General features: G+C 66.4%; 19 protein-coding genes. 10 read left to right on the forward strand and 9 right to left on the reverse strand.

Annotated elements, in window-relative coordinates:
- Nucleotides 1–25: 25 nt before the first annotated feature.
- From araG to QE393_RS13000, 4 genes are all read left to right on the forward strand, one after another.
- Nucleotides 26–1,552 carry an L-arabinose ABC transporter ATP-binding protein AraG gene (gene araG, locus QE393_RS12985; RefSeq protein ID WP_310043906.1) on the forward strand — a complete coding sequence of 509 codons (1,527 nt, stop codon included), beginning with the start codon at nucleotides 26–28 and terminating at the stop codon, nucleotides 1,550–1,552.
- A 26-nt stretch (nucleotides 1,553–1,578) separates the two neighbouring features.
- Nucleotides 1,579–2,547, forward strand: a complete 969-nt coding sequence (gene araH / locus QE393_RS12990; protein WP_166655940.1) for an L-arabinose ABC transporter permease AraH — start codon at nucleotides 1,579–1,581, stop codon at nucleotides 2,545–2,547.
- 82 nt (nucleotides 2,548–2,629) lie between these two features.
- Entirely contained in the window at nucleotides 2,630–4,369 is a 1,740-nt protein-coding gene (locus tag QE393_RS12995; RefSeq protein WP_158892690.1) for an IlvD/Edd family dehydratase, read from the forward strand.
- 134 nt (nucleotides 4,370–4,503) lie between these two features.
- Nucleotides 4,504–5,652, forward strand: a complete 1,149-nt coding sequence (locus tag QE393_RS13000; RefSeq protein ID WP_273807781.1) for an aldose epimerase family protein — start codon at nucleotides 4,504–4,506, stop codon at nucleotides 5,650–5,652.
- Nucleotides 5,653–5,842: 190 nt separating this feature from the next.
- On the opposite strand, the gene QE393_RS13005 is transcribed toward QE393_RS13000, so the two are convergent.
- A complete protein-coding gene (locus QE393_RS13005; RefSeq protein ID WP_310043908.1) occupies nucleotides 5,843–7,420 on the reverse strand; it encodes an aldehyde dehydrogenase (NADP(+)) in 1,578 nt (525 codons plus the stop codon).
- 152 nt (nucleotides 7,421–7,572) lie between these two features.
- Complete coding sequence (araD1, locus tag QE393_RS13010) at nucleotides 7,573–8,568, reverse strand: AraD1 family protein (protein ID WP_273807783.1); 996 nt, start codon at nucleotides 8,566–8,568, stop codon at nucleotides 7,573–7,575.
- Between the two features lie 102 nt (nucleotides 8,569–8,670).
- Between araD1 and QE393_RS13015 the strand changes: the two genes are divergently transcribed.
- Nucleotides 8,671–9,594: a LysR family transcriptional regulator gene (locus tag QE393_RS13015; RefSeq protein WP_273807785.1), complete on the forward strand. Its 924-nt coding sequence runs from the start codon at nucleotides 8,671–8,673 to the stop codon at nucleotides 9,592–9,594.
- 116 nt (nucleotides 9,595–9,710) lie between these two features.
- Here the strand turns inward: QE393_RS13015 and cysB are convergent, their stop codons facing one another.
- The 3 genes from cysB to QE393_RS13030 form a co-directional block, all read right to left on the reverse strand.
- Nucleotides 9,711–10,685: an HTH-type transcriptional regulator CysB gene (gene cysB, locus QE393_RS13020; protein ID WP_007160555.1), complete on the reverse strand. Its 975-nt coding sequence runs from the start codon at nucleotides 10,683–10,685 to the stop codon at nucleotides 9,711–9,713.
- A gap of 112 nt (nucleotides 10,686–10,797) precedes the next feature.
- Nucleotides 10,798–11,280 carry a universal stress protein gene (locus QE393_RS13025; protein WP_273807788.1) on the reverse strand — a complete coding sequence of 161 codons (483 nt, stop codon included), beginning with the start codon at nucleotides 11,278–11,280 and terminating at the stop codon, nucleotides 10,798–10,800.
- 116 nt (nucleotides 11,281–11,396) lie between these two features.
- Nucleotides 11,397–11,723 carry a co-chaperone YbbN gene (locus tag QE393_RS13030; protein WP_273807789.1) on the reverse strand — a complete coding sequence of 109 codons (327 nt, stop codon included), beginning with the start codon at nucleotides 11,721–11,723 and terminating at the stop codon, nucleotides 11,397–11,399.
- Nucleotides 11,724–11,888: 165 nt separating this feature from the next.
- Between QE393_RS13030 and QE393_RS13035 the strand changes: the two genes are divergently transcribed.
- Complete coding sequence (locus QE393_RS13035) at nucleotides 11,889–12,968, forward strand: 3-deoxy-7-phosphoheptulonate synthase (RefSeq protein WP_273807790.1); 1,080 nt, start codon at nucleotides 11,889–11,891, stop codon at nucleotides 12,966–12,968.
- Nucleotides 12,969–13,026: 58 nt separating this feature from the next.
- Here the strand turns inward: QE393_RS13035 and QE393_RS13040 are convergent, their stop codons facing one another.
- Nucleotides 13,027–13,308: a GNAT family N-acetyltransferase gene (locus QE393_RS13040; protein WP_058790539.1), complete on the reverse strand. Its 282-nt coding sequence runs from the start codon at nucleotides 13,306–13,308 to the stop codon at nucleotides 13,027–13,029.
- A 444-nt stretch (nucleotides 13,309–13,752) separates the two neighbouring features.
- Here QE393_RS13040 and QE393_RS13045 point away from each other — a divergent pair, with 444 nt between their 5' ends.
- On the forward strand, nucleotides 13,753–14,004 hold the full coding sequence (locus tag QE393_RS13045) for an Lpp/OprI family alanine-zipper lipoprotein (protein ID WP_059315705.1): 252 nt from the start codon (nucleotides 13,753–13,755) through the stop codon (nucleotides 14,002–14,004).
- A gap of 122 nt (nucleotides 14,005–14,126) precedes the next feature.
- Here QE393_RS13045 and QE393_RS13050 read toward each other — a convergent pair whose 3' ends face one another.
- From QE393_RS13050 to QE393_RS13060, 3 genes are all read right to left on the reverse strand, one after another.
- Nucleotides 14,127–15,104, reverse strand: coding sequence for a L,D-transpeptidase family protein (locus QE393_RS13050; RefSeq protein WP_133862714.1), 978 nt, complete (start codon nucleotides 15,102–15,104; stop codon nucleotides 14,127–14,129).
- Between the two features lie 216 nt (nucleotides 15,105–15,320).
- Nucleotides 15,321–15,602 (reverse strand): hypothetical protein, encoded by a 282-nt coding sequence (locus QE393_RS13055; RefSeq protein ID WP_007160562.1) that lies wholly within the window; start codon nucleotides 15,600–15,602, stop codon nucleotides 15,321–15,323.
- Nucleotides 15,603–15,700: 98 nt separating this feature from the next.
- Nucleotides 15,701–16,255: an arylesterase gene (locus QE393_RS13060; protein ID WP_273808046.1), complete on the reverse strand. Its 555-nt coding sequence runs from the start codon at nucleotides 16,253–16,255 to the stop codon at nucleotides 15,701–15,703.
- Nucleotides 16,256–16,403: 148 nt separating this feature from the next.
- Between QE393_RS13060 and QE393_RS13065 the strand changes: the two genes are divergently transcribed.
- The 3 genes from QE393_RS13065 to greB are packed head-to-tail and all read left to right on the forward strand — an operon-like array spanning nucleotide 16,404 to nucleotide 20,092.
- A complete protein-coding gene (locus tag QE393_RS13065; protein WP_273807792.1) occupies nucleotides 16,404–17,078 on the forward strand; it encodes an ABC transporter ATP-binding protein in 675 nt (224 codons plus the stop codon).
- Nucleotides 17,075–19,585 carry an FtsX-like permease family protein gene (locus QE393_RS13070; RefSeq protein ID WP_310043914.1) on the forward strand — a complete coding sequence of 837 codons (2,511 nt, stop codon included), beginning with the start codon at nucleotides 17,075–17,077 and terminating at the stop codon, nucleotides 19,583–19,585. Before QE393_RS13065 ends, QE393_RS13070 begins: the two co-directional genes overlap by 4 nt.
- 3 nt (nucleotides 19,586–19,588) lie before the next feature.
- Nucleotides 19,589–20,092, forward strand: coding sequence for a transcription elongation factor GreB (gene greB, locus QE393_RS13075; protein WP_187980005.1), 504 nt, complete (start codon nucleotides 19,589–19,591; stop codon nucleotides 20,090–20,092).
- Nucleotides 20,093–20,188: the final 96 nt, after the last annotated feature.

Raw genomic sequence — 20,188 nt, forward strand, 5'->3', positions numbered from 1 at the left:
CTCTTTCGTCTGACAGGAGTGCTTCATGGCAGCCCTGGAACACACCACCGCCCAGAGCGCCGACAGCCTCGGTTTCGTCGGCATCGGCAAGACCTTTCCCGGCGTCAAGGCGCTCGCCGACATCTCCTTCACCGTGCGTCCCGGTTCCGTGCATGCCCTCATGGGCGAGAACGGCGCCGGCAAGTCGACCCTGCTGAAGATCCTCAGCGGCTACCACGCCCCCACCACCGGCCACCTCAACATCGATGGCCAGGAACTGGTGTTCAAGAGCACCGCCGAAGCCATCCGTGCCGGCGTCGCCGTGATCCAGCAGGAATTGCAGCTGGTGCCGGAGATGACCGTCGCCGAAAATCTCTTTCTCGGGCACCTGCCGGCGCGCTACGGCATCGTCAATCGCGGCCATCTGCGCCGCCAGGCCCTGGACCTGCTCAAGGGCCTGGCCGAAGAGATCGACCCCAACACCAAGGTCGGGCGCCTGTCGCTCGGTCAGCGCCAACTGGTCGAGATCGCCAAGGCGCTCTCCCGCGGCGCCCGCGTGATCGCCTTCGACGAGCCGACCAGCTCGCTGTCCGCCCGCGAGACCGATCGGCTGATGACCATCATCGCCCGGCTGCGCGATGAAGGCCGGGTGGTGCTCTATGTCTCCCACCGCATGGAAGAGGTCTTCCGCATCTGCGATGCGGTGACGGTGTTCAAGGACGGCCGCCATGTGCGCACCATCGAGCGCCTGGCCGACATCACCCCCGACCAGCTGATCACCCTGATGGTCGGCCGCGATCTCGCCGACATCTACGACTACCGCCCACGCGAGATCGGCGGTGGCTGTCTCAAGGTCGAGGGCCTGCTCGGCCAGGGCCTGCAGCAGCCGGTCGGTTTCGAGGTCTGCCAGGGTGAGATCCTCGGCCTGTTCGGCCTGGTCGGCGCCGGTCGCACCGAGCTGTTGCGCCTGCTGGCGGGTCTGGAAAAGCACAAGGCCGGCAGCCTGAGTCTCAAGGGCGCCCCGGTCAGTCTGAGATCGCCGCGTGACGCCATCGCCGCCGGCATCCTGCTCTGCCCGGAAGATCGCAAGAAGGAAGGCATCGTGCCCCTGGCCAGCGTGGCCGAGAACATCAACATCAGCGCCCGCGCCCATCACGCCAGCCTCGGCTGCCTGATCCAGGGCCGCTGGGAAAAGGCCAACGCCGAAAAGCAGATTCGCGCGCTGAACGTGAAGACGCCCCATGCCGGGCAGAAGATCAAGAATCTCTCCGGCGGCAACCAGCAGAAGGCCATCCTCGGTCGCTGGCTGTCGATGCCCATGCAGGTGCTCCTGCTCGACGAACCCACCCGCGGCATCGACGTGGGCGCCAAGTCGGAGATCTACGCCATCATCCATGACCTCGCCGCCCGCGGCATCGCCGTGGTGGTGGTGTCCAGCGACCTGATGGAAGTCATGGGCGTGGCCGATCGCATCCTGGTGATGAGCGAAGGCGCCATCACCGGCGAGGTGGCCCGCGCCGAGTTCAACGACGAGCGCCTGCTGCAGCTCGCCCTGCCCCGTACCCGGGCCTGATGAAAACAAGAAAAGAGGTTCAGTCCATGTCCGCCCAACCCCACAGCCTGACCCCGCCGCGCCGCGGCTTCGACATGCGTCGCTTCCTCGACGACTGGGCCATGATGCTGGCCGCCGTCGTCATCTTCACCCTCTGCGCGCTGTTCGTGCAGAACTTCCTCTCGCCGCTGAACATGCGCGGTCTGGGCCTGGCGATCTCCACCGTGGGCATCGCCGCCTGCACCATGCTGTTCTGCCTGGCCTCCGGCCACTTCGACCTCTCGGTGGGTTCGGTCATCGCCTGTGCCGGGGTGGTCGCCGCGGTGGTGATGCGCGAGTTCGACAGCGTCTTTCTCGGCGTCGCCGCCGCCCTGGCCATGGGCCTGGTGGTCGGCCTGATCAACGGCCTGGTGATCGCCAAGCTCAAGATCAACGCCCTGATCACCACGCTGGCGACCATGCAGATCGTGCGTGGCCTGGGCTACATCTTCTCCGACGGCAAGGCCGTGGGCGTCTCCCAGGAGCAGTTCTTCGTGTTCGGCAACGGCCAGCTGTTCGGCCTGCCGGTGCCCATCGTCATCACCCTGCTGTGCATCCTGTTCTTTGGCTGGCTGCTCAACTACACCACCTTCGGCCGCAACACCATGGCCATCGGTGGTAACGAGGAAGCCGCGCTGCTGGCCGGCGTCCACGTCGATCGCACCAAGATCATCATCTTCGCCATGCACGGGGTGATCGGCGCCCTGGCCGGCGTGGTGCTGGCCTCGCGGATGACCTCCGGCCAGCCGATGATCGGCCAGGGCTTCGAACTCACGGTGATCTCCGCCTGCGTGCTAGGCGGGGTTTCCCTGGCCGGCGGCATCGGCATGATCCGCCACGTGATCGCCGGCGTGCTGATCCTGGCGATCATCGAGAACGCCATGAACCTGAAGAACATCGACACCTTCTACCAGTACGTCATCCGCGGAACCATCCTGCTGCTGGCCGTGGTGATCGACCGCTTCAAGCAGCGCTAAACCCAGACTCTGTTCTCCTCCGCGGCGCCAGGGGCGCCGCGCCGGGGACCGCTTTGCCCGTGAAATGCCCGAGGACAAGACAATGACCACGCCCAAACGCCCGCTCCGCTCCGCCCAGTGGTTTGGCAGCAACGACAAGAACGGCTTCATGTACCGCAGCTGGATGAAGAATCAGGGCATCCCGGACCACGAATTCCAGGGCAAGCCCGTCATCGGCATCTGCAACACCTGGTCCGAGCTGACCCCCTGCAACGCCCACTTCCGCAAGATCGCCGAACACGTCAAGCGCGGCATCTACGAGGCCGGCGGCTTCCCGGTGGAATTCCCGGTGTTCTCCAACGGCGAATCCAACCTCAGACCCACCGCCATGCTGACCCGCAACCTGGCCAGCATGGACGTGGAAGAGGCGATCCGCGGCAACCCGGTGGACGCCGTGGTGCTGCTCACCGGCTGCGACAAGACCACGCCGGCGCTGCTGATGGGCGCCGCCAGCTGTGACGTGCCGGCCATCGTCGTCACCGGCGGCCCCATGCTCAACGGCAAGCACCACGGCCGCGACATCGGCGCCGGCACCATCGTCTGGCAGATGCACGAGGCCTACAAGGCCGGTGCCATCGACCTCAACGAGTTCCTTTCCGCCGAAGCCGGGATGTCGCGTTCGGCCGGTACCTGCAACACCATGGGCACCGCCTCTACCATGGCCTGCATGGCCGAGGCCCTGGGCACCTCGCTGCCGCACAACGCCGCCATTCCGGCGGTGGATTCGCGGCGCTACGTGCTGGCGCACCTGTCCGGCATGCGCATCGTCGAGATGGTGGAAGAAGACCTGCGGCTGTCGAAGATCCTCACCAAGGAAGCCTTCGAGAACGCCATTCGCGTCAACGCCGCCATCGGCGGTTCCACCAACGCGGTGATCCACCTCAAGGCCATCGCCGGCCGCATCGGCGTGGACCTGGAGCTGGATGACTGGACCCGGGTCGGCCGCGGCACCCCCACCATCGTCGACCTGCAGCCCTCCGGCCGCTTCCTGATGGAAGAGTTCTACTATGCCGGCGGCCTGCCGGCGGTGATCCGCCGCATGGGCGAAGCCAAGCTGCTGCCCCATCCCGAGGCGCTGACCGCCAACGGCAAGAGCCTCTGGGCCAACTGCGCCGAGGCGCCCATCTACGGCGACGACGAGGTCATCCGCGCCCTGGACAACCCGCTGCGCGCCGATGGCGGCATCTGCGTGCTGCGCGGCAACCTGGCGCCCAAGGGCGCGGTGCTCAAGCCCTCGGCCGCGACCCCGGCGCTCATGCAGCATCGCGGTCGCGCCGTGGTGTTCGAGAACCTGGAAGACTACAAGGCGCGCATCGTCGACCCGGACCTGGATATCGACGAGACCTGCGTGATGGTGCTGAAGAACTGCGGACCCAAGGGTTATCCGGGCATGGCCGAGGTGGGCAACATGGGCCTGCCGGCCAAGCTGCTGGCCAAGGGCATCACCGACATGGTGCGCATCTCCGACGCCCGCATGAGCGGCACCGCCTATGGCACCGTGGTCCTGCACGTGGCACCCGAGGCCTCGGCCGGTGGCCCGCTGGCGGTGGTTCGCGAAGGCGACATGATCGAACTGGACTGCGCTTCCGGGCGCCTGCACCTGGATATCCCCGACGAAGAACTGGCCGCGCGCCTGGCCGACTGGCAACCGCCGGCCGACCAGCTGCTGGCCGGCGGTTATCGTCGCCTCTACGTCAACCACGTGCTGCAGGCCGACGAAGGCTGCGACTTCGACTTCCTGGTCGGTTGCCGCGGCGCCGAGGTGCCCCGCCACTCCCATTGACCGGCTTCTACCGTTGGGCTTCGCCTTGCTCAACCCAACCTACGAGATCCCGTAGGTTGGGTTGAGTGCAGCGAAGCCCAACAACCCGCAACCCGCTGTTCCCTGTACAACAACAAACCGAAAAGGTGGTCGAGATGAAACGCACGTTAGCCCTCACCGGACTTGGACTGTCACTCATGATCAGCACCCTTACCGCCCAGGCGGCCGGCCTCAGCAGCCAGCAGTCGAGCTTTGGCAAGCTGCCCGATGGCACCCCCATCGAGAAGTTCGTCCTGACCAACAGCCACGGCATGCAGGCCACCGTCATCACCTATGGCGGCGTACTCCAGGCGCTCAAGGTGCCCGACCGCAAGGGCCACAGCGAAGACGTGGTCCTGGGCTTCGATGACGTCCAGGGTTATCTTGACAACCCCACCGTGTTCTTTGGCGCCACCATCGGCCGCTTCGGCAACCGCATCGCCGAGGGCCGCTTCAGCCTCGATGGCAAGAGCTACCAGATCCCCCAGAACGACAAGACCAACGCCCTGCACGGCGGCCCCCAGGGTTTCAACACCAAGGTGTGGAAGGCCGAGCCGGCCAAGGGCGACGGCTGGGTCGGCGTGACCCTGAGCTATGTCTCCCCCGATGGCGAGATGGGCTTTCCCGGCACCCTGACCACCCAGGTGACCTACCAGCTGGACGAGCACAACCAGCTGACCCTCAAGTACCGCGCCACCACCGACAAGCCGACGGTGCTCAACCTGACCAACCACAGCTACTTCAACCTCGCCGGCGCCGGCAGTGGCACGGTGCTCAAGCAGGTGGCGATGCTCAATGCCGACACCTACACCCCGGTGACCGCCAAGCTGATCCCCACCGGCGAGTTGCCACCGGTGGCCGGCACGCCGATGGACTTTCGCAAGCCGACCGCCATCGGCAAGCATATCGCCGACGAAAACCAGCAGCTGAAGTACGCCGAACCCAAGCAGGGTGGTTATGACTTCAACTGGGTGCTCAACACCGCCGGCGATCTGCAGAAGGCCGCTGCCGTGGTAAGCGATCCGAGCTCCGGTCGCACCCTGACCCTCTACACCACCGAACCGGGCGTGCAGTTCTATACCGGCAACTTCCTGGAGGGGAACATCAAGGGCAAGGCCGGCAAGACCTACGGCCACTGGGGTGCCTTCACCCTGGAAACCCAGCACTACCCGGATGCGCCCAACCAGCCGAACTTCCCCACCACCCGCCTGGATCCCGGCCAGACCTACACCCAGACGACGATCTTCAAGTTCGCTGGCAAGTAGGGCTTTCTCCGACCCAGGCAAAGGCCGCTCCCGGGAGCGGCCTTTGTTTTGGTGCTACCCGCTCGCCTCCGTGCTCCGTAGCGTGGCAAAGGGCGCAGCCTTCTCCACTGTCCTGCCACTCCCCTTCACCGCCCAATAAAAAACCCGGCGTCTCGCGACGCCGGGTCCTCTACCACTCAAAAGCGCGCGATCAGATCGCGGCCTTGGTGTTCTCGCCATTCACCAGGCGCTGGATACCCAGCGGGTTGGAGTTCTGCAGGGCTTCCGGGAGGAAGGCGTCCGGGTAGTTCTGGTAGCACACCGGGCGCAGGAAGCGGTCGATGGCCAGGGTGCCGACCGAGGTGCCGCGGGCATCGGAGGTCGCCGGATAGGGACCGCCATGGACCATGGCATCGCAGACTTCCACGCCAGTGGGATAGCCGTTGAGCAACAGGCGACCGGCTTTCTGCTCCAACAGGCCGATGATGGCCTCGAAGCGCTGCAGATCGGCCGGCTCGGCCAGCAGGGTGGCGGTCAGCTGACCATGCAGGCCTTGCAGCGCCTGCTGCAGCTGGGCTTCGTCGGCCACCTCGACCACCACGGTGGTGGGACCGAAGACTTCTTCCTGCAGCAGCTCGTCGTTTTCCAGCAGCAGGCTCACGTCAGCCTTGAACAGCTGCGGACGCGCCTGGTTGCCTTCCTGGTTGGCACCGGCCAGGTGCTGCACGCCGGAATGGGCCAGCAGCGCCGCGACGCCCTTCTCGTAGCTTTTCAGGGTGCCTGGATTGAGCATGGTCTGGGGCGCCTGCTCGTTCATGGCACCGGCCAGGCGCTCGAGGAAGCTGCTGAACTCGGGCGAACGCACGCCGATGACCAGGCCCGGATTGGTGCAGAACTGGCCGCAGCCCAGGACCACGGACGCCGCGAGTTCGCCGGTGATGGCCTCGCCACGGGCCTTGAGTGCCTCGGGCAGGACCACCACCGGGTTGATGCTGGACATCTCGGCGAAGACCGGGATCGGCTGCGGACGAGCCGCGGCCATGTCGCACAGGGCGCGGCCGCCGCGCAGCGAACCGGTGAAGCCCACGGCCTGGATGGCCGGGTGCTTGACCAGCTGCTCGCCCACGCCACCGCCATAGATCATGTTGAACACGCCCTTGGGCATGCCGGTCTTCTCGGCGGCGCGGATCACCGCGTCGGCCACGTATTCGGCGGTGACCATGTGGCCGCTGTGGGCCTTGAACACCACCGGGCAACCGGCGGCCAGGGCCGCAGCGGTGTCGCCACCGGCAGTGGAGAACGCCAGCGGGAAGTTGCTGGCGCCGAACACGGCCACCGGACCCAGACCGATGCGGTACTGACGCAGGTCAGGGCGCGGCAGCGGCTTGCGCTCGGGCAGCGCGGTATCGATGCGCGCACCATGGAAGTCACCGCGGCGCAGCACCTTGGCGAACAGGCGCATCTGGCCGCTGGTACGGCCACGCTCACCCTGGATGCGACCGGCCGGCAGCGCGGTTTCCTGGCAGACCAGCTGGACGAAGTCGTCACCCAGGCCATCCAGTTCGTCGGCGATGGCGTCGAGGAAGGTGGCGCGTTTTTCGGCGCTCAGCTTGCGGTACAGGGGCGCGGCCTGCTCGGCGGCGCGGGCGGCGGCATCGACCTCGGCGGTCGAAGCCTGGAAGAATTCGTAGGGCAGTTTCTCGCCGGTCGTGGCGTCGATGCTATAGACCCGCACCTCGCCCTCGCCGCTGCGAGCGCCACCGATGTAGTTCTTGCCTTGGATCTGCATTGTTCTCGACTCCTTATACCTAGGGGTTCAGGGAAGACCACCCGCTGCGGGGCGGTCTTCGAAAGGGTGGCACGCTCATTGTCCGAGCGGCCGGGCCAGCCTGTGCGATACCCACTCTAGCATTCGCATAGTCAGCAGTCATCATACAACTATCAGAGCTGCCGGACCTGCCCGGGCTGGAAGGCTGCCGTGCCGGCCTTGACGCCATTGCTCAGCGGCTCGCCGAATTCCGGCACCGCGATCTCGAATCTGTCGCCCGGCTCGACGCGCACACCGTCGGCGAAGGACAGGGTCGCCGTGCCGAAGAAATGCACATGGACATCGCCCGGTCGCAGGAACTGCGCGTACTTGAAGTGGTGGTACTCGAGATTCTCCAGGCTGTGGCACATGTTGTCCTCGCCCGAGAGGAACTCCTTCTCCCAGACCACCTGTTCGCCGCGACGGATCCGGCTGGTGCCCGCCAGATGGCGCGGTAGCTCACCGGTGCGCAGCGCCGGACCGAAGCTGCAGTAGCGTAGTTTGGAATGGGCCAGATAGAGATAGTTCTTGCGTTCCATCACGTGGTCGGAGAATTCGTTGCCCACCGCATAACCCAGCCGATAGGGCTTGCCGTCGTCGCCGATCACATAGAGACCGGTCAGCTCGGGCTCTTCGCCGGCATCTTCGGCGAACTCCGGCAGCGGGATGTCGGCGCCTGGGCGCACCAGGATGCCGCCGTCGCCCTTGTAGAACCATTCCGGCTGGGCACCGGCAGTGCCGGTCGCGGGCCGACCGCCCTCCACGCCCCATTTGAACATGCGCATGGAGTCGGTCAGCTTGGCCTCCTCCTGGCTGTTCTGCTGGTGCATCTTGTCGCGGGTGGCGGCGCTGCCCAGGTGGGTAAGACCGGTCCCGGTGACCAGGCAGTGCGCCGGGTCCTCGTGGTCCAGCGGCGGCAACAGGCGCCCGGCATCGAGCAGCTCGGCATAGGCCGGTCCGGGCTCCAGGCCCAGGGTCTGCACCTGAGACTCCAGCGATACGCCGGCGCGGATGGCCTGCAGCGCCAGGGTTCGAGTGCTGGTCGCCCCCCGGACCTGCCGGACTTCGCCGCGCTCGACCACGCCGACGCGGCGCTGGCCCTGTTGGTCTTCGAACTGAATCAGGTGCATGGCATTCTCCTTGTTGGTTATCGCCTGAGAAGGACTTTACTCGGCGCTACGGGGCCTGCCTAATGAGAACTCCCTATCCCGTGATAACCAACGGTTATTCCCATGCTGCCATCCCTGGGCTCCATCGCCTCCCGTCTGCGCCTGCGGCAACTGCGCCTGCTGATCGCCCTCGACGAGGAGGGCTCGCTGCACAAGGCCGCCGAACGCATCGCCATTTCCCAGCCCGGCGCCACCAAGGCCCTGCACGAGATCGAGAGCACCCTCGGCGCCACCCTGTTCCTGCGCACCCACCAGGGCCTGCAGCCCAATGACCTGGGCCGCTGCGTGATCCGTTATGCGCGGCTGATCGAGAGCGACCTGGCCCATCTGCGCGAAGAGATGCTCGGCATTCTCCAGGGTGAAGGAGGCCGGCTGGCGGTGGGCGTGATCATGGGCGCCGTGCCCCGCTTGATCGCCGCGGTGTCGCGCCTGGGTGCGGCGCAACCCCAGCTGGGGATCGAGATCATCGAGGACACCAGTGTGCGCCTGCTCGACCTGCTCGACGCCGGCCGCATCGAAGTGGCCATCTGCCGCAGCAGCGTCAGCCGCCGGCCGGATGCCTATGACTGTCTGGAGGTGCGCGAAGAGCGGCTGGAGATCGTCTGCCATCCCCGCCATCCGCTGGCGGAGTCGGAGACGCTGGGGCTGGCCGAGCTGGTCGACAGCCGCTGGATCGTCTATCCGGCCAACCTGCCCATGCGCCTGACCCTGGAACGGGAATTTCGCGCCGCGGAACTGGAGTTTCCCCGCTATCCGGTGGAAACCTCCTCGACCTTCACCCTGCTCGGCCTGCTGCAGGAAGACGCCAATCAGGTGGCCATGCTGCCCAGCGACATCGCCCAGTTCGGCGAGAGACACGGCCTGCTGCGCCGCCTGCCGGTGGTCCAGCGCACCCGCAACGAGCCCTATTCGATCCTGGTGCGCCAGGGCGCGGGATTGTCGGCGGCCGCGCAGCTGCTGCTGGAGCAGTGGCGGTTGGAGGAGTAAAACCTCTATCGCGGCCATGGGCCGCTCCTACAGGGCGTGATGCTTTTGTAGGAACGGCCGCATCGGCGGACCGCCATGGCCGCGATGGCAGCGATAAACCGTCGAAAAAACCGGCCTCAGTACGTCGGCAACGTCACCCCGTGGAACAGGGTTTCCAGCTCCTGTCGCGAAGGCGTCTGCATGGCCTCGGTGAGGACATCGCGGGTCAGGTGCGGCGCGAAGCGGCCGATGAAATCGCACATGAAGCCGCGCAGGAAGGTGCCGCGGCGCAGGCCGATCTTGGTCACGCTGGCCTCGAAGAGGTGGCTGGCGTCCAGGCAGACCAGATCGGCATCGGCTTTGTGATCCACCGCCATGTCGGCGACGATGCCCACGCCAAGGCCAAGGCGGACATAGGTCTTGATGACGTCGGCGTCCGCCGCGGTCAGCACCACGTTGGGCTCCAGGCCCTGGCGGGCAAAGGCCTCGTCGAGCTTGGAGCGCCCGGTGAAACCGAAGACGTAGGTCACCAGCGGCTGTTCCGCCAGATGCTCCAGGGTCAGGTGCTCCACCTTGGCCAGGGGGTGGCCCTGGGGCACGATGACGCAGCGGTTCCAGCGATAGCAGGGCATCATCACCAGGTCGTTGAAGCGCTCCAGACCCTCGGTGGCGATGGCGAAGTCGACGGTGCCGTCGGCGGCCATCTCGGCGATCTGGGTCGGCGAGCCCTGGTGCATGTGCAGGGCCACGTCCGGATACTGCTTGATGAATTCGCTGATCACGTCCGGCAGCGCATAGCGCGCCTGGGTGTGCGTGGTGGCGATGGACAGGGTGCCCTTGCGCTCGTTGGAGAATTCCTGGGCGATCTGCTTGATGCTCTCGCACTTGCGCAGGATCTCGCCCGCGGTCTGGATGATGCGTTCGCCGGCCGGGGTCACCCGGGTCAGGTGCTTGCCACTGCGGGCAAAGACCTCGACGCCCAGCTCGTCCTCGAGCAGGCGGATCTGCTTGCTGATGCCGGGCTGCGAGGTATAGAGACTCTGGGCCGTGGCGGATACGTTCAGATCGTGGTGGGCGACTTCCCAGATATATCTCAACTGTTGCAGCTTCATGCCGGCTCCTCGCTGACCCCGTGCGCAAGCATATAACAGTAATGCAGCCCTTAAGCTTTTTCTAGACCGAAATCGAATTAAGTCGCGGAGGAGTAAGGCTGACGCTTACGGATCAGCCCTGACGCAGCGGCACCAGGTATACCGGGATGCGCGCGGTCTGCAGCAGGCGGCTGGCGGTACGCCCCAGGGGCGTCACCTGGGCGTCGCCCTGGCTGCGACTGCCGATCACCAGCAGATCCGCAGCGAACTCCTGGGCCTGCTTGAGGATGGCCGCTGGCGGATCGCCCTGCACCACCCGTACCGCACGCACCAGCCCCACGGTGGCCGGGGTTTCCAGCAGGTCCTCGCGCAGGGACTCGAACACCTGCTGCTCGATGGTCTCCAGAACCAGATCCAGACCGCCATTGCGCAGGCGGTCCAGGGATTCACCGTCCAGATGCTGTTGCAACAGGGTAGACGCCAGCAGGCCGAGCGGCTCCACCACATGGACGACATACAGCTGGGCCTGATGGATACGGGCGAGAGTCAAGGCATGCTGAAAGACATAGGGCGAACAGAGGCCCAGGTCCGTGGCGTAAAGCAGCGAGCGGATCACGATTCCTCCTGGCCAGATCAGCCGATCGGGCCGGTACGACGCGGGATAGCCTAACCAGCGTAGCAGGGGATCGCCAATTGCGCTGCAACCCGCGCCTTAGAGCCTGCTCAGGACGCTCAGGGCAGTTCCTCGGACTCGCGCCCATCCGCCGCCTGGATCGCCGCCACCAGGGCCGGCTCGCGTAGCGGCGCCTGTACCGGGCCGAGGAACTCGCCGTCCCGGACCAGAAACAGCGCCGGCAGATGAAAGACGCCATAGCGCTGCACCAGGCCGCCGCTGCGCTCGGCGTCCACCCAGTACAGTCGGTCGACCGGCAGCCTCGCCCCAGGTAGCACCTGGCGCGCCAGCCGGCAGGTAGCGCAGCCGACGCTGGTGAAGATCAGCAGCGAGCGCCCGGGCGCCGCCAGCAGGACGGCATCCGCCGTCCCATCGTCCAATTCCATCGCTTCCTCGCCACGATCATCGCCAAGGCGCGCCCTCAGGCTCGCCAATAGCGTCGTAACCATTGTGACCGGGCGGGACACGCGTTAAGGTGCCCCACCCTCTCCACCGTATTTTGCCTGCACGGGCCCCGTCCTGTCGCAGCGCCGTGACCGACGAGTAGCACCATGGCCGCACAGCCCCGCCTTAACGACCTCAACATCGAAGCCAACGAGCCGCTCATCACGCCCGAGCGGCTCAAGCAGGAGATCCCGCTGAGCGATCTCGCCGCCGACACCGTCGCCCAGGGCCGCCAGGTCATCCGCGACATCCTCGACGGCAAGGACCATCGCCTGTTCGTGGTGATCGGCCCCTGCTCTATCCATGACATCAAGGCCGCCCACGAATACGCCGAGCGGCTCAAGGCACTGGCCGCTCAGGTCAGCGACAGCCTCTATCTGGTCATGCGCGTCTATTTCGAGAAGCCCCGGACCACCGTGGGCTGGAAGGGCCTGATCAACGACCCCTACCTGGACGACTCCTTCAAGATCCAGGACGGCCTGCACATCGGTCGCCAGCTGCTGCTGGACCTGGCGGAAATGGGCCTGCCCACCGCCACCGAGGCGCTGGATCCCATCTCCCCCCAGTACCTGCAGGACCTGATCAGCTGGTCGGCAATCGGTGCCCGCACCACCGAATCCCAGACCCACCGGGAAATGGCTTCGGGCCTCTCCTCCGCGGTCGGCTTCAAGAACGGCACCGATGGCAGCCTGACGGTCGCCATCAATGCCCTGCAGTCGGTCTCCAGTCCGCACCGCTTCCTGGGTATCGACCAGCGCGGCCAGGTCTCGGTGGTGATGACCAAGGGCAATGCCTATGGTCATGTGGTCCTGCGCGGCGGCAACGGCAAGCCCAACTACGACTCGGTCAGCGTCACCCTGTGCGAGCAGGCGCTGGTCAAGGCCAAGGTCAAGCCGAACATCATGGTCGACTGCAGCCACGCCAACTCCAACAAGGATGCCGCCCTGCAGCCGCTGGTGATGGACAACGTCGCCAACCAGATCGTCGAGGGCAACAACTCCATCGTCGGCCTGATGGTGGAAAGCCACCTGGGCTTCGGCAGCCAGCCGATTCCGGCGGATCTGTCGCAGCTGGAGTACGGCATCTCGGTGACCGACGCCTGCATCGACTGGGCCATGACCGAGAAGAGCATTCTCGACATGCACCGCAAGCTCACGGCCGTACTGCCGCGTCGCGCACGCAGCTGATCCGCCAGCGGATACGAAAACGCCGGGCTGAGCCCGGCGTTTTTCATGGCGCGGCCGTTCAGGCCAGCGGCGTCACCTGGCCACGCCGTTCCAGGTAGTGCTCCACATAGGAACAGGACGGTATGACGCTGTAGCCGCGGCTCTCGGCATAGTTCAAGGCGTGCTCGGTCAGCCTGGCGGCAAGGCCGCGCCCGCGCAGGGCATCGGGGACGAAGGTGCGATAGAAATCCATCGTCTGCTTGCCCAGATCCATGTAGGCGAGATAGGCGCGTTGACCGTCGACAGAAAGGTGGAATTGATGATTGGCTTCATCGTGTTCCACGTGCAGGGATTCATTCATGACTACTCCTTGGCGGTTTGGCTCCGCCTTATCCATTGTTATCGATGATACCCGAAGACGAGAACGCACCTTTCCTGTGCGGGACTGAGCCACAGCGCGTCAGACCCCTCCGGAAGAAGCAGGTTCTGACCAGCCGTCGCACCGAGAAATCACACTATATCAGGGCTGCTCACGCGGGAGCAGGCGCGGCTTTGACCTTGACAACTTCCGGTCATCCTCTAACGTTTTGAAACGTTCGTGGCTTTCAGCCATCCAAGCAGTTGCTGGTGCCGGGTGCGGGCATTCGGGGACGAACACGGGGAGCAAGAGAGGAATTTCCGCAAAAAATCCCTCTTCAACGGGTTCACTCAGTTTACTTACGACCGGTAATGAGTAGTATGTAGCCGCAATTTTCCACCTGGGAAATTGATCTTAAAACAGGATGTCTACCTCAAGGGGTTTACGATGAACAACGCTCTGAAATTCGCCGCCCTGGCTCTGGCCGCTGCTATGGCCACTGGTTGCAGCACCGCTAACAAGGAAAGCGAAGCTCGCCTGACCGCTACCGAAGACGCCGCTGCCCGCGCTCAGGCTCGTGCTGACGAAGCCTACCGTCACGCTGACGAGGCCCTGGCCGCCGCTCAGAAAGCTCAGCAGACCGCTGACGAAGCCAACGAGCGCGCCCTGCGTATGCTGGAAAAAGCCAGCCGCAAGTAAGCGCCTCGGCTGGAAAGGCGAGTGGCAACAGTCGCCTTTCCCGGAGCAAACAAAAAGCCCGCCATCTCAGATGGCGGGCTTTTTGTTTGTGTGGCCGGCCGAGCACGCTCGGCCGGTCGCCATCACAGGGTCTTGGCCGGCGCCTTGGCCACCGTACCGGTAACCATGCCGGCAGGCAGGTCGGCGATTTCCACCGGCAGGCCGTCCTGGCCCTGCACCACGTCCCGCACCGTGTTCCAGTTCACCGCGCTGTTGGCCTGCAGCAGGTCGTCACGCTTGATCAGCGCATTGACCACCGCGGCCTGACGGTCGATGTCGGTCGGGTCGCCCTTGAGGTTGACCGGCTGATGAGCTTCCAGATAGAGCTTGCCCTGGCTCACGCCGAACTTGTAGGGCTCGTCGATGATGCGCACCGGCGTGCCGATTGGCAGCATGCCGACCAGTTCGGTGACGTTGAAGTTGTACATGCGGAAGCAGCCATGGCTGACCTGCATGCCGATACCGAACTTCTTGTCCGAGCCGTGGATGAGATAGCCCGGCAGGGTCAGGCGGATCTTGTAGGGACCGAGGGGATTGTCCGGACCGGGCGGAACCACCTTGGGCAGCGGATCGCCTTCGGCAGCGTGCTCGGCACGGATGGATTCCGGCGGATACCAGGCCGGATCCTTGATCTTGTCCACCACCTTGGCCACGCCGACCGGCGAGCCCCAGCCATCACGACCGATGCCCAGCGGGTAGGTGAACACCGAATGACCACCCTTGGGGTAGTAGTACATGCGGTATTCGGCGATGTTGATGACGATGCCTTCGCGCGGCCCGGGCGGCAGGATGAACCGCGTCGGCAGCACGATCTCGGTGCCGGCGCCCGGCAGCCAGGCGTCCACGCCCGGATTGGCGGCCACCATCTCGGTGTAGCCCAGATCGTATTTCTGGCCGAGATCGGCGAAGGTGTCTTCGTAGGCGGCCTTGATGACCTGAACCTCGCCGACCACGTCTTCACCGGGTGGCGGCAGCGGCAACTCCAGTGCCTGCGCCGTACCCGCGCTCAACAGACCAAACAGCGAGAGGGAACCGACCAGGGTCGAAACGCGCGCGGGCATGGGATGAATCCTTGCAAGAAGCAAAAAGGTGACGGCGCGAATTGTACACGGCTCACCCCGCCTCCGGCAGAGCCCAGCGCCTGCTCAAAGGCTCGCGAGCGAGCGCCAAACCAGGCGAAAGGACCTGGGGAAGCGGAGTTTACAAGGTGTAAATGAGCTTTCCGAAGGGATTTTCGACACCGTTTCGCCGACCCGCGGCGGACTTTGGTCAGGCTCTCAAAAGACCTGCAACGGATTCGGCAGGCCTCGCTTGGCGCCCTGCAGCCGCTGCATGCAGGCCGGGCAGAGGGTCTTGAGGCCGAGCGCCCGGCGATTCAGCGGATGCAATCGGGGCCGCGCCGGCAACAGGGTGCCGCACAGGGTCCGGTCGGTGGGCGAGCCCAGCTCCAGCTGCCGGGCGACGATATGGACCCGCCCCTCGCGGCAGGCGAACAGGTCGAGCTGGGCATCGGGCTGGATCAGCTGATAGCCATGCATGGACCGGGAAAGGCGGGACATCGGGATACTCCAGGGGCGGTTCCGCCGGGCGGTCGATTGGCCGGACCGGCGGGGCGCGCAACCTTAGCGGAAAGCCCCGTCGGGGAAAAGTCCGACGTTCAGTCGCGCAGCAGCGGCTGCAGCTGCGGCCAGGCGTTGTCCAGCAGGCGTTGCTGGGCATTGGCCCGAGGGTGGATGCCATCCGCTTGCATGAAGGCGGGATCGCCGCCTACCCCTTCGAGCAGGAAGGGCACCAGGGCTACCTGCTGGGCCTTGGCCACGTCCGTGTAGACCTGGGCGAAGCCGTCGGTATAGCGCGGTCCGTAGTTGGGCGGCAGGCGCATGCCCAGCAGCAGGACACGGGCGCCCTTGGCCTTGGCCTGCTCCACCAGGGCGGTGAGGTTGCGCTCGAACTGGGCCAGCGGCTGGCCCCGCAGGCCGTCGTTGCCGCCCAACTCGATGGCCACCACCGTGGGCTGATGATCGGCCAGCAGCCTTGGCAGTCGCGCCAGGCCACCGGCGGTGGTGTCGCCACTGATGGACGCATTCACCACCTGGTAGTCGAGCTTCTGCTCCTGCAGGCGCCGCTCCAGCAGCCGCACCCAGCCCTGGCCTTCGGCGAGGCCGTAGCCGGCGCTGATGCTGTCGCCCACCACCAGCAGGGTGCGCGCCATGGCCAGGGGCGTCAGGGTCAGACAGAGCACGGCCAGCAGCCAGGCAATGCCTTGGCGCAAAGGCGCACTGGACTTCGCCCGGCTTTTTGACTCTAACTCGCCACAGCCGCCCGCGTGCGGGCCCTTCGAATACGGCATCGGAATCCTCATGAGCGAAGTCATACTGCTGGCACGCGACCTTAGCAAGGTCGTCACGGGCGCGGAAGGCGCGCTGCCGATCCTCCAGGCGCTGGATCTGCAACTGGAGGCCGGCGACAGTTTGGCCATCGTCGGCAGCTCGGGTTCCGGCAAGTCCACCCTGCTCGGCCTGCTGGCCGGTCTCGATCTGCCCAGCGGCGGCGAGGTCCATCTCGCCGGTCAGCGCCTGGATACCCTCGACGAAGACGCCCGCGCTCGCCTGCGTGCGGAACGGGTGGGCTTCGTCTTCCAGTCCTTCCAGTTGCTGGACAGCCTCACGGCACTGGAGAACGTCATGCTGCCGCTGGAACTGGAGGGTGCGCGCCAGGCCCGGGAACAGGCGGTGGCCCTGCTGGAACGGGTCGGTCTGGGCGAACGGTTGCGGCACTACCCGCGCCAGCTCTCCGGTGGCGAGCAGCAGCGGGTGGCCCTGGCCCGCGCCTTCGCGCCGCGTCCGAGCATTCTCTTCGCGGACGAGCCCACCGGCAATCTCGACAGCCGTACCGGCGCCCATATCAGCGATCTGCTGTTCGAGCTCAATCGCGAGCGGGGCACGACGCTGGTGCTGGTGACCCATGACGAGCGCCTGGCTGCCCGTTGCGCCCGCCAACTGCGCCTGGAAGGCGGTCGGCAGGTCGCGGCATGAGGCGCATCGGTCTACCGCTGATGCGACTGTTCGGGCTGGCCTGGCGGCAGAGCTTGCGCGAACTCCGCGCCGGTGAGATTCGCATGCTCTGCCTGGCGCTGGTGATCGCCGTCGCGGCCAGCGTCGCCATCGGCTATTTCACTGCCCGCCTCGGCGCGGGCATGGAAAATCGCGCCAGCGAATTCCTCGCGGCTGACCTGGTGTTGCTGGGCAGCGTACCGTCGCGCCCGGACCAGGTGGACGCCGGCCTGCAGCTCGGCCTCGAACACAGCCGCTCGCTCAACTTCAGCACCATGGCGGCAGGTGCCGAGGCTTTGCAGCTGGCCAGCGTCAAGGCGGTCCAGGCCAACTTCCCCCTGCGCGGCGAGGTGCGCAGCGCTGCGGCGCCAGATGCGCCCGACCAGCCCGGTGGCGCTCCGGCACCTGGGGAAGCCTGGGTCGAACCACGCCTGCTGCTGGCCCTGGACGCGAAGGTCGGCGATCGCCTGGACATCGGGCGCAAGACCCTCACCATCACCCGGGTGCTCACCTATGAACCCGACCGCGCCGGCGACTTCTACAGCCTGACGCCACGGGTGCTGATCAATCTCGACGACGTCGCCGCCACCGGCGTCATCCAGCCCGGCAGCCGGGTGCGCTACCGCGAGCTCTGGCGCGGCGAGCCTCGAGCGTTGGCCGCTTACCGCCAGGCCCTCACGCCGGCGCTGGCCGCCAACCAGCGCTTCGAGGGACCGGGCGACGGCAATCGGCAACTGGGCAACGCCCTGGAGCGCGCGCAGCGTTATCTCGGCCTGGCCAGTCTGGTGGCGGTGGTGCTGGCCGGCGTGGCCGTGGCACTGTCGGCCAATCGCTTCGCCACCCGGCGCTTCGACGCCAGCGCCCTGCTGCGCTGCCTGGGCCTGACCCGGCGCGACGCCCTGGTGCTCTATGGCCTGCAACTGGGGCTGCTGGGCCTGGCGGCGAGTCTGCTCGGCGCCCTGCTCGGCTGGCTGGCGCAGCTGGTGCTGTTCGAGCTGCTGCACGGACTTTTGCCGGCGCGCCTGCCAGCCGCCGGGATCGGTCCGGCGCTGGCCGGCATGGGCACCGGGATGGTCGCCCTGGTCGGCTTCGCCTTGCCGCCGCTGGCCGCCCTGGGCCGGGTCCCACCGTTGCGGGTGTTGCGCAGCGACCTGCAACCCGTGCCGCTGCGCACCTGGCTGGTCTATGGCTGCGCCCTGCTCGCGCTGGGGCTGATCATGTGGCGGCTGTCGCTGGATCTGCGCCTGACCCTGGCGCTGCTGGTGGGTGGCCTGCTCGCCGGGCTGCTGTTCGGCAGTCTGCTCTACCTGGCCCTGCGCGGCCTGCGCCGGGGGATGCAGGGCGCGCCCCTGGCCTGGCGACTGGGGCTGGGCCAACTGCTGCGCCATCCGCTGGCAGCAGTGGGCCAGACCCTGGCCTTCGGCCTGATCCTGCTGGCCATGAGCCTGGTGGTGCTGCTGCGGGGCGAGTTGCTGGAACGCTGGCAGGCGCAATTGCCGGCCGAGGCGCCCAATCACTTCGCCCTCAATGTCCTGCCGGACGAGCGCCAGGCCTTCGCCACGGCGGTGGGCAATCTCTCGCCCCACGCCAGTCCGCTCTATCCCATCGTGCAGGGGCGGCTGGTCAGCGTGAAGGGGCATCCGGCCCAGGAAGGCCTGGAAGACGATTCCCGCGGTGGCCGAGCCACCCGGCGCGATCTCAACCTGACCTGGTCGGCGGGGTTGCCGGACGGCAACCGCCTGGAAGCCGGTCAGTGGTGGGACGCGCTGCCCGCCGGGGAGCTGCCCGGCGTCTCGCTGGAAAGCGAGCTGGCGCGCAGCCTCGGCGTCGGCCTGGGCGACACCCTGGGCTTCGTCATCGGTGACCGCCAGATCGAAGCGCGGATCACCAGCCTGCGGCAGGTCAGCTGGGACAACTTCCAGCCGAACTTCTTCGTGATCTTCGCCCCGGGTGCCCTGGAGGGTGTGCCCTTCACCTACCTGGGTAGCTTCTACCTGCCGCCGGGCCATGACCGCGAGTTGCTGGCCCTGGCCCGACAGTTCCCGGCGGTGACCCTGCTGCCCATCGACGCCCTGCTCGACCAGCTGCGCAGTATCCTGCGCCAGGTCAGCGTGGCGGTGGAGTTCGTGCTGCTGTTCGTGCTGGCCGCCGGCATCGCCGTGCTGCTGGCCGGCCTGCAGGCGACCCTCGACGAGCGTATCCGCCAGGGCGCCCTGCTGCGCGCCCTGGGTGCGCGGCGCGAGTTGCTGCAACGGGCGCGGCGCACCGAATTCATCCTGCTCGGTGGCGCCAGCGGCTTGCTCGCGGCACTCGGTTGCGAGATCGTCAGCGCCCTGCTCTACCGGCTGGCCTTCGACCTGGACTGGCAACCCCATCCCTGGCTGCTGCTCCTGCCGGTGCTGGGCGCCCTGCTGGTCGGCACGGCGGGCCTGCTGGGTACGCGGCGGGCCCTCACCGCCAGTCCGTTACTGATCCTGAGAGAAAGCTGATCCATGAGTCGCTACCGTCCGCCGCGCACCGCCGGCACGCCCCTGATCACCGCCGCCGGCGAAGCCCGGCTGCGCGCCGAACTCCACGAGCTGTGGAACGTACGCCGGCCCCAGGTCACCCAGGCGGTGAGCGAGGCGGCCGCCCTGGGCGATCGCTCGGAGAACGCCGAGTACATCTATGGCAAGAAGATGCTGCGCGAGATCGACAGCCGAGTGCGCTTCCTGCGCAAGCGGCTGGAGAATCTCAAGGTGATCCGCGAGCGCCCGGCCGATCCGGGCAAGGTCTATTTCGGCGCCTGGGTCACCCTGGAAGACGATGACGGCGCCGAGAAGCGCTATCGCATCGTTGGCCCGGACGAACTGGACCTCCGGCAGAACCTCATCAGCATCGACTCGCCCCTGGCGCGGGCGCTGGTCGGCAAGGCGCTGGACGCGGAAGTCCGCCTGCAGACGCCGGCTGGCGAACAGCGCTGGTACATCGTCGAGATCGAATACCTCGATAACTGATCGACCCGACAGACACTCCCGTCCGAAAAACGTGATCTACATCACATAATTAAGGCAACATCCACGGCGCATACGGCGGAGGACCGCCCCCTTCTC

Source organism: Pseudomonas sp. SORGH_AS_0211, from assembly GCF_031453455.1.
Taxonomy (GTDB): Bacteria; Pseudomonadota; Gammaproteobacteria; order Pseudomonadales; family Pseudomonadaceae; genus Chryseomonas; species Chryseomonas aestiva.

Coding starts and splice junctions, on each gene's coding strand:
- cysB (WP_007160555.1), bottom strand. CDS start 10,685: ATGAAGCTGCAACAGTTGAGATATATCTGGGAAGTCGCCCACCACGAT.
- QE393_RS13030 (WP_273807789.1), bottom strand. CDS start 11,723: ATGGAATTGGACGATGGGACGGCGGATGCCGTCCTGCTGGCGGCGCCC.
- araD1 (WP_273807783.1), bottom strand. CDS start 8,568: ATGCACCTGATTCAGTTCGAAGACCAACAGGGCCAGCGCCGCGTCGGC.
- QE393_RS13005 (WP_310043908.1), bottom strand. CDS start 7,420: ATGCAGATCCAAGGCAAGAACTACATCGGTGGCGCTCGCAGCGGCGAG.
- QE393_RS13060 (WP_273808046.1), bottom strand. CDS start 16,255: ATGGCGCGCACCCTGCTGGTGGTGGGCGACAGCATCAGCGCCGGCTAC.
- QE393_RS12995 (WP_158892690.1), top strand. CDS start 2,630: ATGACCACGCCCAAACGCCCGCTCCGCTCCGCCCAGTGGTTTGGCAGC.
- QE393_RS13035 (WP_273807790.1), top strand. CDS start 11,889: ATGGCCGCACAGCCCCGCCTTAACGACCTCAACATCGAAGCCAACGAG.
- QE393_RS13055 (WP_007160562.1), bottom strand. CDS start 15,602: ATGTCCCGCCTTTCCCGGTCCATGCATGGCTATCAGCTGATCCAGCCC.
- QE393_RS13045 (WP_059315705.1), top strand. CDS start 13,753: ATGAACAACGCTCTGAAATTCGCCGCCCTGGCTCTGGCCGCTGCTATG.
- araH (WP_166655940.1), top strand. CDS start 1,579: ATGTCCGCCCAACCCCACAGCCTGACCCCGCCGCGCCGCGGCTTCGAC.
- QE393_RS13040 (WP_058790539.1), bottom strand. CDS start 13,308: ATGAATGAATCCCTGCACGTGGAACACGATGAAGCCAATCATCAATTC.
- QE393_RS13015 (WP_273807785.1), top strand. CDS start 8,671: ATGCTGCCATCCCTGGGCTCCATCGCCTCCCGTCTGCGCCTGCGGCAA.
- QE393_RS13070 (WP_310043914.1), top strand. CDS start 17,075: ATGAGGCGCATCGGTCTACCGCTGATGCGACTGTTCGGGCTGGCCTGG.
- QE393_RS13050 (WP_133862714.1), bottom strand. CDS start 15,104: ATGCCCGCGCGCGTTTCGACCCTGGTCGGTTCCCTCTCGCTGTTTGGT.
- greB (WP_187980005.1), top strand. CDS start 19,589: ATGAGTCGCTACCGTCCGCCGCGCACCGCCGGCACGCCCCTGATCACC.
- araG (WP_310043906.1), top strand. CDS start 26: ATGGCAGCCCTGGAACACACCACCGCCCAGAGCGCCGACAGCCTCGGT.
- QE393_RS13000 (WP_273807781.1), top strand. CDS start 4,504: ATGAAACGCACGTTAGCCCTCACCGGACTTGGACTGTCACTCATGATC.
- QE393_RS13065 (WP_273807792.1), top strand. CDS start 16,404: ATGAGCGAAGTCATACTGCTGGCACGCGACCTTAGCAAGGTCGTCACG.